Here is a 12,213-nt window from a genome sequence, read left to right on the forward strand (position 1 = left end):
AAGCCCCGGCAAAATGCCGGGGCTTCATCTTAATCCCTTTGGATAATGATTTTTAATTAAATGTCCATCATCTTTACCCCAGCCTACTGGAAAACCATTTACTGTTATAGTTAGCCAGCCTTTATTGCCTGAAGCAGGTAGAGGATGGCCAGCAAAGTATTGGAATAATTGTTGATCATCAGGTCCAAATTCAACATTATTAATTGTTTTAATTAACGGCCAGGCTAGAGCGGCACTATGAGCAGGCTCAAACCGATTTTTCTTGAATGCTCCTAAAAGCAGTCCAGGACGCAAAATTTTAAGCCCATTAAAATCAGGGGGCTGTAAGGGGAGCCAGAAAAGATGCTGGTTTCTTTCAAAATAAAATCCTTCTGGGCAGCTATCCAAAAAATCTTTTGCGAATGCTTGCCACGTTTTCAAAGCTGAATTTGTTATATTAACATTAGCTCGTTGGATCTTTGAAGAGATACCCGTTTCTGTTTTTCTCAAAAGAGCAATGAAATGTCCTTCGCCTTCCAGTTTATGAGGCCACAATCTAGTGCATTTTTCCAGCTCGCGATTATTTAAGAGAAGCCATTCGGGATGTCCGCCATCAAAAACAGGTAAGGGATCTGGATGGGAAATTAGACTTAATTCGGGAAAATGAGTCAAAAGCCAGTCAATTACCCCTTCATTTTCAAAAGGGTTAAAGGTGCAAGTTGAGTAAACCAGGGTACCTCCTGGTTTGAGCATTGTCACAGCGGCAGAGAGTATTTCTTTCTGGCGTTCAGCACAGAATTCCACCCCGCGCCAGGTCCACTGAGCTCGCAAACTAGGATTTTTGCGGAACATTCCTTCCCCTGAACAAGGAGCATCAACAACAATTTTATCAAAAACCTGAGGTAATTTTTGAGCTAGTTTGGCAGGCAGTTCGTTGCTGATTATACAGTTACCAACTCCCAGTCGTTCTATATTTTCTGCCAGCACTTTTAGTCTGGTTGCAGATGGTTCATTAGACCATAGCAATCCCTGACCGCCTAGGCGGGCAGCTATTTGGGTAGATTTTCCGCCAGGAGCAGCGCATAAATCCAGGATCCATTCACCAGGCCGGGGGTCTAAAGCACTTACAACGGCCATGGCACTTGGCTCCTGCAAATAATACAGGCCTGCCTGGTGATAGGGGTGATTCCCGGCTTTCGCTGACCGGGATATATAATAACCTTCCTTACACCAGGGGACCGGTTCTTCTAAAAAGTGGAGCTTTTGCTTCAAAGTATGTGTTTGGATCTTTAATAGGTTTACCCTTAACCCTTTCCGGGCGGTTGTTGAGTAGGAGTTAAGAAAAGCGGTGAACTCATTGCCAAGCCAGGACTGCATTTTGGTTGTATACTCTTCAGGGAGAGGAGGGAATTGGTTCATTCATGTATCGCTCCTTTTTATCAAACAGGACAATTTAAGGCTAGCTGTCTAATTGCACGCTAAACGGTATTATCTACAGTCTAAATGGTTATATATGTTTACTAACGAATGTACTGACATCTGGACAGGTAAAAAAAACTCTTAGCAAAAAAAATAATGAAAATTCCATATTATCTAGCTATATTGTTGGTAAGAAGAGAGCGAAAGGATGAGGTCTATGAGCCAGTGGTGTAGAATTTGTGAAGAACCTCTAGAACGTCCTAAAGACCGTTCGATTTGTGACCGCTGTGAAAGTCAGGTTGATCGACAAGCCCGAAGTAGCTGGTCGCCATTAACTGCTGAAGTAGTTAGACAGAGACTACGTCAAAAAGGTTATCAAAGAGCTAGTAAAAAGTCAAATTCCAGTTAGAAAAAAAGCCGGAGCCTGGGGCTCCGGCTTAGTTTTTGAGGAGGGACAAGAGGGAGCGGTATAAAATGTAGAGGGTGGCGCCAACTCCTGCCAGGAACAGGAGTAGGGCAACAACTTTGGCCATAAACATCACCACTAACTATTGTTGCCCTAGTAATGACAATATATGCGCCATACAAAAAATAGGTGTCAAATATAAAGTATGTAAAAAAAGTTTTCAAAAAATACAAAATTATCTTGTTGTTCTGCTAATAAAGACATTATAATTAAGTATAGAAAGAGAACGGGGAGGGGAAAAAGTGGTTAAAATTGAAATTAACAGTCGCTGGTGCAAAGGTTGCGGTATTTGTGTAGCTTTTTGCCCACAAAAGGTCCTGGAACTATCTCTTTTGGGAAAGGCAGTGGCTGTAAGTCCTGAAAAATGCATTAACTGTAAAATGTGCAGTGAACATTGCCCTGATTATGCTATTGAAGTGTTCAAGGAGGAATGAGGGGTGAGCGGGAGAAAACTGGTACAAGGCAACGAAGCCTGTGTCTATGGGGCACTGGCTGCGGGAGTTAGATTTTATGCGGGGTACCCGATAACCCCGTCTACCGAGATTGCAGAAATGATGGCAACTGAACTGCCAAAATATCAAGGCACATACATCCAGATGGAAGATGAAATTGCCAGTATGGGGGCGGTATTAGGTGCGAGTATGGCTGGAGTAAAAGCCATGACTGCGACCAGCGGCCCAGGCTTTTCCTTGATGCAAGAAAATATTGGCTATGGTTATATGGCAGAAGTCCCTTGTCTAATAGTAAACGTGCAGCGCATGGGGCCAAGTACAGGCGTCCCGACGGCCCCTGGTCAGGCTGATGTACAACAGGCACGCTGGGGCACTCATGGAGATCATCCAGCCCTTGTACTTACCCCCTGGAGTGTAGAAGAATGTTATACCCTGACTAAAAAGGCGGTAGAGCTCAGCGAACTACTATCTATGCCAGTTATCTTACTTATGGATGAAGTTATTGGACATATGCGGGAAAGCATAAATATAGCCGAAGAATTAAATTTCGCTCAAAAGGCAGAGCGAGCACTTCCTGCTCTTTCACCTCAAGAATATCAGCCCTATCGGGCCGATGAAAAAGGGCGAATTCAGCTGGCACCTTTTGGGCATGGGTATCGTTATCACATAACGGGTTTAGTCCATGATGTTAAAGGTTTTCCTACGAATAACCCCAAACTTATTGAGGAACAGCTCGTAAGAATTCAGCGGAAGGTTGAACTAAACCGACAGGAAATTGAGCTTTATGAAACCTATTATGCTGATGATGCAGATTATCTACTGGTTAGCTATGGTTGTTCTGCCAGATCCGCGTTTGCTACAATGCGCAAGCTAAGAGCTAATGGTTTAAAAGTAGGACTTGTGCGTTTGATTACCCTCTGGCCATTACCGGATAATTCGCTTAGGAACATTGTCAAGAATAAAAAAAGAGTTTTTGTTGTCGAGATGAACCAGGGCCAGATTACCAGGGAAATAGGAAGAGTTGTTGCCGGCCTTTGTAAGGTACAGGGCATTCACCGGATTGATGGGGAGCTGATCACACCTAATGAAATTTTGGAAAAGGTGGTGGGATCTTTATGTTAACTGAACTGAAGCCATTTTTGCGGCTGGATCGTTTACCCCATATCTGGTGCCCTGGGTGTGGCAATGGCTTGGTCATGGCAGGCATTATCAGGGCCATTAAAAGGGCTGGCTTGAATCAGGATGAGGTAGTGATTGTTTCCGGCATTGGCTGTTCTGCTCGAGCCAGCGGTTACCTTGACTTTAATACTGTTCATACTACCCATGGCCGGGCCTTAACCTTTGCCACCGGTATTAAACTGGCCAAGCCCCATTTATCAGTCTTTGTTTTAATGGGAGATGGTGATGCATTAGCAATTGGCGGCAATCATTTTATCCATGCCGCCCGACGCAATTTGGATTTGAATGTCATAATATTTAATAACCAGATCTACGGAATGACCGGTGGGCAGGCAAGCCCTATGACACCAGCTACAAGCAAAGCAACCACTGCACCTTATGGACAACTTGAGCAGCCTTTTGACACGGTTGAACTGGCTAAAGGAGCTGGTGCTACCTTTGTCGCGCGTTCAACAGCATATCATACTCAGTTAACCGCAAAGTTTATTGCCGAGGGAATAAAACACAAAGGATTTGCGGTTACAGAAGTGATTACTCAGTGTCCTGTTGCCTTTGGCAAAAGAAATGGAATGGGCAACCCGGCGGATATGCTGAAATGGCAAAAAGAAAGAGCATTGAATATTGATGTAGCCAAAAACCTGGGGGTAAAACCGGAAGGAAAGTTCCTAATCGGTATTTTACATCAGGAGGAGCGGCCTGAACTTGGTGAGCTTATTGCTTCACAAAAGGCCAGATGGCAAAAGGGGGACAACTAGTATGTTAAAAGAATTTCGTTTATCAGGTACTGGTGGACAGGGGATAATTCTGGCAGCTATCTTGCTGGCTGAAGGCGCAACCCGGCAGGGACTAAACGTAGTTCAGACCCAGTCCTATGGACCGGAAGCACGGGGTGGAGCGTCCAAGGCAGAAGTTAAAATAAGTGATGAGCCCATTGATTATCCCAAAGTTGAAATGCCGGAATTATTATTGGCTTTGTCTCAGGAGGCCTATGATAAATATCATAATTCCGTCCAAGAGCGAGGAATCATAATAGTCGATGAGGACCTGGTCCCCCATACAGTTAATACTAATTGCCAGCTGTTCAAGATTCCATTTACCCGTTTGGCTAAAGAAAATATCGGTAAAGAAATTGTAACTAACATTGTAGCCCTAGGCGCGATTGCCGCCTTAACAAAAGAGCTTGATTCCACGTCGATTTTAGAGGCTTTACAGCAAAGAATTCCCAGCCACTTGCTTGATATAAATCTTAATGCCTATAACTTAGGTTATAAACAGGGAGTGCAAGCATATGCGCAATCCCAGACCTTCACCAGACTGGAACAGAATAGCCAATAGTGTACGGGATGTCTGCTTCCATCGCTGGGGGGGACCAAGAAGCCCGTTAGCTGTTGGCTATTTGGAGCAAACCATGCTACCAGATATCCTCTGGTTTTTGCATCGGCTTGAGCCCTGGTGGCATACAGTATTAGCCCAGGAGCTACTAAAGGATAAGTTTGTGATCCAGCATGGTTTCCCCAATGTTCTAGGCCAGGGGATGGCTGAGGAAATATTGGTTGAAATATCACCCTGGCAGACAGAACAGGGCGAAGAAAAGGACCTCTTGTTTCTTTTGTTATCTCCTATTGCGCTTGATCAGCCGATGCATTATTTGACAGAAACTTTTCCTTTGCCAGAGGAAATCTGGGCAAAATTTAAAATGGCCTGGCGGCAACAGTACAATTTCCTCACCAGGTGGCAACCACAAATCCTCGATTTTATTAGATTATGGCAGGACAATAAAGACTTTCAGCTAACCTGGCAATTTAGAACAGAGTTGTGGTTAGTTGGCATCAATTCTGATTGGGACTTTTATCTTAGCCAGCTTATACAACTGGAAAAATGCCGTATAGGTTTGCTAAACAGTCTAGAAGATTCATATGATCTTGACTTGATTCCATCTAATTGGTTAAACCTAAAAGCAGATGGCCAAGTAGAACTGAACAAAACCGGGAGTAAAATAATAACCCCCTGGATTGTAGAAGATATAATAAATACAGTCGAAGACCGTATGTTATTAGGTGGACCAACTCATGGCATCAACTCAGCTATGGGGGTTCTAGCCAGATTATATCCTGAACAAATAAAGTATTTACTAGATTTAATTGTAGATCGTAATCGGCAAGGATGGTTACCTTTGCTGGAAAGCTGGTATGCGAGGGCAGACAAAGAGATAAAAATTTATCTAATTGATGCAATTGGACATTTAGGCAAACAAAAGGCATTACCATTTTTAATCACTGCACTGCAAGCTGATGATGCTTCCATCATTCTGGCAATTTGTGAAACCCTGGCTATGATAGGTGATCGAAGTTGCGGCTTTGCCCTTAGCGCTCTGTTAAAGAACGGCAGTTATATTGTGCAGGAGAAAGTAGTATATACTCTGGCTGAATTGAAATTCACCCCGGCCCTTAAAAGCTTCCAGAAGATGCTTGACGATCCTAACGTTTCTCCAGAGTTAAAAAGAACAATCAAACGTGCAATTCATATTATTAATACACCCTCTTCCAGTTAAAAACTGGAGAGGGTGTTTTTGAATTCATCATAGATGTCCTTGAGATTTTCTGATTTTTGAAGTCTAGTGATCAAGAAACTAAGAAATTCAGATATAGCTTGATGGGGAGGTAAAGGTATTTCTTGCAAAAATGACTTTAGCCAAATGTACTGATTTTCATATAATTTTATGTTTAAATTAATTTCTTTTGGCATAATATTGCCGTTTGCTTGTTGTTGGGCCGAGTTCTTGTTATCTTTTTCCTGTTTTTGTTCTTTAGTAATATACCATTGCTCTCGCGCAAGTCGTTCTACCTCAGGTTCGTTTTTAATTTGGGGATGGGAAACAACTTTACTAAACCAGAAAATGGCTTCATCAAATTTACCCAGTCTGCGTTTTAACTCACCGATTAAATAGAGCTGTCTTACTTCCGACATTTCATTCTGAGTATAACTATTTAAATAGTTTTCTTCATAATGCTTACAGGCTAGTTCCAGAAAAAATATTTCTTTCTCTTGATTTCCCAAAAAACGATAACACCAGGCTGTTCTTAGAAATAGCGGAGCCAATTTATGGGGCGGTTTTTTGCATATTTGCATAGTGCGAATTAATAACTCAAAAGCCATAGCAGCATATGTCCAGTTCGGCTCAAACTTAAATTCAGGGTCCTTAGCTTTTAATATAGGCAGTAAAGTTTTTAGTCTTTCCTTTTCCTCGGAAGGGTGATCGGTTCCAAAAGTTTTGCTGGGAGCAGCATAATGGCATTGGGGACAAACAGCTACTTGATAAAGAAGGGGATTAATACCACTATACTGGGGACAAAAGTCAGAGTCTCTTCCAATAAGGCTATAACTGCTGCTTTTTACCCGATAAACTTCAACTACTGTATGACATATCGGGCAAGTTTTTTTTACGCTGAATATTTGGTTACTCATAGTAAGCCTCCTTTACAAAGAAAAAATTCTACATTAAACGATATTTTCCTCCAAAGTTTTATTTTTTACTTGCAAAAGGAGGGGTAAATGTAGTTATACTATATAGGGGTGGTAAAGTTGGCGCTCAGGACAAGGAGGAAAAAAAGTGTTTGAAGTAGCAATTAAGGAAAGTTTTGCAGCGGCCCATCTCATTAGAAATTATCCCGGGGATTGCGCAAGATTACATGGTCATACCTGGTTTGTAGAAGTAGGTATTTATGGCGAAGAACTGGATGACCTGGGGATGCTAATAGATTTCAGCAAACTGAAACAGATTGTTCGCAGTTATTTGAAAAAACTTGATCATCAATTAATAAATGATTTACCAGAGTTTCGGGAAGGAGAGCTTAATCCTACCGCAGAGAACCTAGCTTTCTATTTGTATCATCAAATAAATCAGGTTATAAAAAAGGAATGGCCCGATAAAAAAATTGCATTAGGATGGGTTAAAGTTTGGGAATCCCCTACAGCATGGGCTATTTATCGGAGGGGTAAAAATGAAAACATATCTGGTTAAACATGAGCTTACATATAATGGAGAACAGCTCTCATCGCTGTTTGCATATCGCAATTTTAGAGTTCAAGGCGATAGTATCGTAGCTTTTATCGGTCCCTGTCGTGTTGAATTATCTGAAATGGTGGATTTAGAAGACGTTTTGGCTCAGGACTGGATATATAGCCCCAGGATGTTACATTTTATTATTGAAATTTTTCATCTAGATCTGGAGAAAATGGTAATTATTCAACGCTTATTCATTGCTATTATTAAAGAACAACTGGAGTATTACGGCGTGAAAGGAATAAAACGTAAAGGAGATGACTTGTATTTAGAAAATAAGAAACTTTCGGTGTCAATAGCTACTCTAAGTCCGGTATCATGCCTGATTCATACTGGATTGAATCTAGAAACAGAAGGAACTCCAGTCGCTACTGTCGGCCTGAGAGAATTAGGGATTGAAAATACTGAAGAATTTGCAGAGCAGGTAATGATCGCTCTGGCAAATGAAGTTGAATCGATTAAGCTGGCCCGCTGTAAAGTAAGGGGAGTTAATTAATGCAAGCAGCTTTTCTGATCGAAATGATGTCATCCTTTCAAGGGGAGGGTACTGTCGTAGGCTTACGCCAGTTATTTCTTCGTTTTGCCGGTTGTAACCTTGCTTGTGCATATTGTGATACCCGTTATTCCTTGCATGCGCAAGAAACCTGGAAAGTTGAATTCCCTCCAGGTACGGGTTGTTGGAACATATTAACAAATCCAGTTACTGTAGAACAGTTACTAGAACAAATAAAAAAATTTAATCCGGATAAACATCATTCTTTGAGTTTGACGGGTGGTGAACCCCTATTACACTCGGATTTTCTGCAAGAATTTTTACCTAAAATAAAACAAATGGGGTGGAAAATCTATTTAGAAACTAATGGTACACTGGTACATAACCTTAAACAAGTTCTAGATTACATTGACATTATTGCTATGGATATTAAACTGGAATCAGCTACTGGAGCTCCGACCCCCTGGGAAGAGCACCAAAAATTTTTAGAATTAGCGATGAATAAATCCTGTTTTATTAAAGTAGTAGTTAATAGCAGGACGGACAGGCGAGAAATCGGTCAAGTTGCCCAGCTAGGGCCTGAACGTACCATAGCAATTGATATAGTATTACAACCCCAAACTGGTTCAGAATTACCGCCGGCCAATCGATGGATAGAATGGCAAGAAATTTTAAAGCCATTTTATCGGGAGGTAAGAATAATTCCTCAGACTCACAAGATTCTGGGGGTATTATAGAAAGGGTGGAAGTATGGATATCAGAAAAATTGAAACAGCTATGCGAATGATCTTGGAGGCAATAGGGGAGGATCCAGAAAGAGAAGGATTAAGGGATACCCCCAAGAGAGTAGCTCGCATGTACGAAGAGATTTTTCATGGACTGGAAAATGACCCCAGGGAACATTTGCAGGTTTTATTTACTGAAGACCATGATGAAATGGTTTTAGTCAAGGATATACCATTTTATTCCATGTGCGAACATCATTTTTTGCCTTTCTTTGGCAAAGCTCATGTAGCCTATATACCAGCTAAAGGGAAAATAACTGGACTGTCGAAATTAGCCAGGGTTGTCGAAGGGTATGCTAAACGTCCTCAGCTTCAGGAACGTTTGACCAGTCAAATCGCAGATGCTATTATGGAATGCCTTCAGCCCCGGGGCGTCCTGGTAGTTGTGGAAGCAGAGCATATGTGCATGACCATGCGGGGAGTTAAAAAACCTGGCTCATATACAACCACTTCAGCTGTAAGAGGAATTTTTAAAACTAATAATGCTACCCGTGCGGAAGCATTTAGTCTGATTAACAGCAATTAACAAAAGTAAGGAGAAGAGAAAATGAGTGAAATGGAAAAGGATAAACTCATTTTACTGGCAACTAAGACAGTACCTGCTAATCCTGAAATGATCTATATAGTTGATTTTCTTAATAAAAACCTTAAACACAAAAAGGTGATGTTTGGTCTAACATTAAATAAAGAAGAAAAAACTATGACCTTGTCTATCTATGAGGTATAAAGGAGAGAATGGGTATGAATCAGGTTTGGGTAGCCGGGATTGTTTTTCTGTTAACCTATGCTGTGATTATCTCGGAAAAGTTACATAGGACGGTTGTGGCCCTCCTGGGTGCGGCAGTTTTACTTATCATGGGCACACTCTCTCAAGAAACAGCTTTGCATCATATTGATTTCAACACCTTAGGACTGTTGACTGGGATGATGATCATTGTCGGTATAACCCGTCACTCCGGGGTTTTTCAATATTTGGCAATTGTGGCAGCGCGTTGGGCAAAAGGAGAACCTATGGCTATCATGGTGGCATTAGCGACGATCACTGCTGTACTGTCTGCTTTTCTGGATAATGTAACTACGGTATTATTAATCGTGCCAGTCACCTTTTCTATAACTCGAGAACTGAAAATTAATCCAATTCCTTTTTTAATATCCCAGGTGTTGGCGTCTAATATCGGTGGTACAGCTACTTTAATTGGTGACCCTCCTAATATTATGATTGGCAGCCAGGTTAAAGAGCTAACTTTCAATGCCTTTATCTGGAATTTAGCACCAGTAATAATTATTATTTTTATTGTAACAATTTACTTATTAAAATGGATTTACCGTAAAGACTTAAATGTTGCTCCTGAGCTAAAGTCCCGTTTAATGGCTTTTGATCCCTATAAAGAGATTAAAGACCCTTTACTTCTGAAAAAATCCCTGCTGGTTTTGGCTTTAACCATTGCTGGATTTGCTACCCATCAAATCTTCCACCTGGAATCTGCAACAATTGCCATGGCTGGTGCAACCCTCTTGATGTTAATTAGCAAAGTTGATATGGAAAAAATCTTCCATGAGGTAGAATGGCCAACCCTCTTCTTCTTTATTGGACTATTTATCCTGGTAGGGGGGTTGGTAGAAGTAGGAATAATCAAAGCCATGGCTGAAAAATCTCTGGAAATAACTGAAGGTAATCTCACCTTTGCTGCAATGTTAATTTTATGGGTTTCTGCCATTGCTTCCGCCTTTGTAGATAATATTCCCTTTGTTGCTACCATGATTCCGCTCATCAAAACCATGGGCCAGCTGGGGAACATGGGCAATATTGAACCTTTATGGTGGGCTTTGTCTTTAGGAGCATGTCTGGGGGGAAATGGTACCATTATCGGTGCATCAGCCAATGTTATTGTGGCAGGGATGGCTGAACGTCAGGGCTATCCTATGACATTTGTTGGCTTTATGCGAATTGCTTTTCCCCTGATGATAGTCTCGATAATTATCAGCTCAGCATATATTTATCTCAGATATTTGTTATAGGGGGAAAATAAATGCGTATCCTGATCAGCAACGATGATGGGATCTGGGCCCCTGGTCTCAGGGCCCTGGTAGAAGCACTAAAGCCCCTTGGTGAAATTTTTGTTGTCGCCCCTGATCGGGAAAGAAGTGCAACAGGACATGGTATCACTGTTCACTGGCCCCTGAAAGTAGAACAGGTTGATTTTGGCATTACCGGGGTGCAAGCCTGGTCAGTTGAAGGTACACCCGCCGATTGTGTAAAGCTAGGAATTGAGGTTTTGACTGCGGGTAGTCGTCCTGATGTAGTTGTATCCGGGATCAACAAGGGCCCTAATCTGGGCACGGATGTTCTGTATTCTGGCACAGTTTCTGCAGCCATTGAGGCTATTATAAACGAAGTCCCGGGAATTGCTGTCTCATTGGCCAGCTATCAAGACTTCAACTTTGCAGCTACTGGAAAAGTCGCTGCCTACATGGTTGAAAAATTATTGGAACATGGGATTTCAGAAGATACTATTCTCAATGTAAATGTACCGCCACTGCCGCTGGATAAACTGAAAGGAATAAAAGTAACCAGACTGGGTCAAAGAAGATATCAAAATGCTTTTCACGAGCGAAGAGATCCGCGCGGCAGGGTTTATTACTGGATTGGCGGGGAACCGATAGATCTAGATGCCAGTCAAGACACAGATATCTGGGCGATTGAAGCAGGATATGTTGCTGTTACACCAATACACTTTGATTTAACCAATTATAAAATCATCCAGGAAGTAGATGGCTGGGATTTATCGCTGAAATAAATTGGCATTAACCCCTGAAAAAAACAGGGGTTATTTTTTTTACCTTTATTACCTCTAAAATCATAAAGAAAATAAATAAATCTTTCTTTATAATAATTTTGAGGTGATATTATGAAAAAGGTTATCCTGGTGAATTTGCTCACGGGAGTAATGATTTTTGGACTCTTGTTTTTATATAACCAAAATAATATTGAAAAGCTTTTTAAGGACAATCCTTCTGTAATGCAAGTAAAAGTAAATGACCAGCAAATTAACATTAAGCTTAACTTCTCTTCAACCCTTTCTGAAAACCTGATTAATATTTTAGAAAATACACCGCCTGATTATAAAATTTATTTTATTTCCGAAAGCAATAAGCAAATTGATACTTTTTGGCAAAAACACAAGAATAAAATATTGGAATTATTAATAAACAGGAAATTAACTGCTGCTGAAGAGCTGGTTCAGCATTTATCACAACAGCGCATACAGGGGCAAATTGTTGTTACCGATAAGGGAACCCTGCTAATTTTGAAACAAAATAAAAATTTCCTGGTGGAATTGATACCGGTAAATTTACTATCAAGCAGCTAATTTCTA

Annotated in this window: 15 protein-coding genes; 13 read left to right on the forward strand and 2 right to left on the reverse strand. The window is 41.2% G+C overall.

Annotated features, from left to right (window positions below; translation table 11 throughout):
* Positions 1-24: 24 nt before the first annotated feature.
* Complete coding sequence (locus JDF658_RS06225) at positions 25-1,398, reverse strand: RsmF rRNA methyltransferase first C-terminal domain-containing protein (RefSeq protein ID WP_079906848.1); 1,374 nt, start codon at positions 1,396-1,398, stop codon at positions 25-27.
* Between the two features lie 708 nt (positions 1,399-2,106).
* Between JDF658_RS06225 and JDF658_RS06230 the strand changes: the two genes are divergently transcribed.
* The 5 genes from JDF658_RS06230 to JDF658_RS06250 are packed head-to-tail and all read left to right on the forward strand — an operon-like array spanning position 2,107 to position 6,046.
* The gene (locus tag JDF658_RS06230) at positions 2,107-2,298 is read left to right on the forward strand and encodes a ferredoxin family protein (protein ID WP_242946622.1); all 192 of its coding nucleotides are present in this window, start codon (positions 2,107-2,109) and stop codon (positions 2,296-2,298) included.
* 3 nt (positions 2,299-2,301) lie between these two features.
* Positions 2,302-3,438, forward strand: coding sequence for a 2-oxoacid:acceptor oxidoreductase subunit alpha (locus tag JDF658_RS06235; protein WP_078664383.1), 1,137 nt, complete (start codon positions 2,302-2,304; stop codon positions 3,436-3,438).
* Positions 3,432-4,250, forward strand: a complete 819-nt coding sequence (locus tag JDF658_RS06240; RefSeq protein WP_079906851.1) for a 2-oxoacid:ferredoxin oxidoreductase subunit beta — start codon at positions 3,432-3,434, stop codon at positions 4,248-4,250. Before JDF658_RS06235 ends, JDF658_RS06240 begins: the two co-directional genes overlap by 7 nt.
* Before the next feature lies 1 nt (position 4,251).
* On the forward strand, positions 4,252-4,830 hold the full coding sequence (locus tag JDF658_RS06245; protein WP_079906853.1) for a 2-oxoacid:acceptor oxidoreductase family protein: 579 nt from the start codon (positions 4,252-4,254) through the stop codon (positions 4,828-4,830).
* Positions 4,784-6,046, forward strand: coding sequence for a HEAT repeat domain-containing protein (locus JDF658_RS06250; protein WP_143311767.1), 1,263 nt, complete (start codon positions 4,784-4,786; stop codon positions 6,044-6,046). Before JDF658_RS06245 ends, JDF658_RS06250 begins: the two co-directional genes overlap by 47 nt.
* Here the strand turns inward: JDF658_RS06250 and JDF658_RS06255 are convergent.
* Complete coding sequence (locus JDF658_RS06255; RefSeq protein ID WP_078664387.1) at positions 6,043-6,960, reverse strand: DUF2225 domain-containing protein; 918 nt, start codon at positions 6,958-6,960, stop codon at positions 6,043-6,045. The two genes, JDF658_RS06250 and JDF658_RS06255, sit on opposite strands and share 4 nt — an antisense overlap.
* 145 nt (positions 6,961-7,105) lie before the next feature.
* On the opposite strand from JDF658_RS06255, the gene queD reads away from it, so the two are divergent.
* The 8 genes from queD to JDF658_RS06295 all read left to right on the forward strand — a co-directional run bounded on the left by queD (position 7,106) and on the right by JDF658_RS06295 (position 12,207).
* The gene (queD, locus tag JDF658_RS06260) at positions 7,106-7,516 is read left to right on the forward strand and encodes a 6-carboxytetrahydropterin synthase QueD (RefSeq protein ID WP_078664388.1); all 411 of its coding nucleotides are present in this window, start codon (positions 7,106-7,108) and stop codon (positions 7,514-7,516) included.
* Complete coding sequence (locus JDF658_RS06265) at positions 7,497-8,054, forward strand: DUF366 family protein (RefSeq protein ID WP_078664389.1); 558 nt, start codon at positions 7,497-7,499, stop codon at positions 8,052-8,054. The genes queD and JDF658_RS06265 overlap by 20 nt, the downstream gene beginning before the upstream one ends.
* Positions 8,054-8,788, forward strand: coding sequence for a 7-carboxy-7-deazaguanine synthase QueE (locus tag JDF658_RS06270; protein WP_078664390.1), 735 nt, complete (start codon positions 8,054-8,056; stop codon positions 8,786-8,788). The genes JDF658_RS06265 and JDF658_RS06270 overlap by 1 nt, the downstream gene beginning before the upstream one ends.
* Positions 8,789-8,801: 13 nt before the next feature.
* Complete coding sequence (folE, locus tag JDF658_RS06275; protein ID WP_078664391.1) at positions 8,802-9,362, forward strand: GTP cyclohydrolase I FolE; 561 nt, start codon at positions 8,802-8,804, stop codon at positions 9,360-9,362.
* 21 nt (positions 9,363-9,383) lie between these two features.
* Positions 9,384-9,563: a YpmA family protein gene (locus tag JDF658_RS06280; RefSeq protein WP_078664392.1), complete on the forward strand. Its 180-nt coding sequence runs from the start codon at positions 9,384-9,386 to the stop codon at positions 9,561-9,563.
* An 8-nt stretch (positions 9,564-9,571) separates the two neighbouring features.
* Entirely contained in the window at positions 9,572-10,855 is a 1,284-nt protein-coding gene (locus tag JDF658_RS06285; RefSeq protein ID WP_078664393.1) for an SLC13 family permease, read from the forward strand.
* 11 nt (positions 10,856-10,866) lie between these two features.
* Positions 10,867-11,634 (forward strand): 5'/3'-nucleotidase SurE, encoded by a 768-nt coding sequence (gene surE, locus JDF658_RS06290; protein ID WP_078664394.1) that lies wholly within the window; start codon positions 10,867-10,869, stop codon positions 11,632-11,634.
* Between the two features lie 111 nt (positions 11,635-11,745).
* Positions 11,746-12,207, forward strand: a complete 462-nt coding sequence (locus JDF658_RS06295; protein WP_078664395.1) for a hypothetical protein — start codon at positions 11,746-11,748, stop codon at positions 12,205-12,207.
* Positions 12,208-12,213 lie beyond the last annotated feature (6 nt).

This window comes from Carboxydocella sp. JDF658, from assembly GCF_002049395.1.
Lineage (GTDB): Bacteria > Bacillota.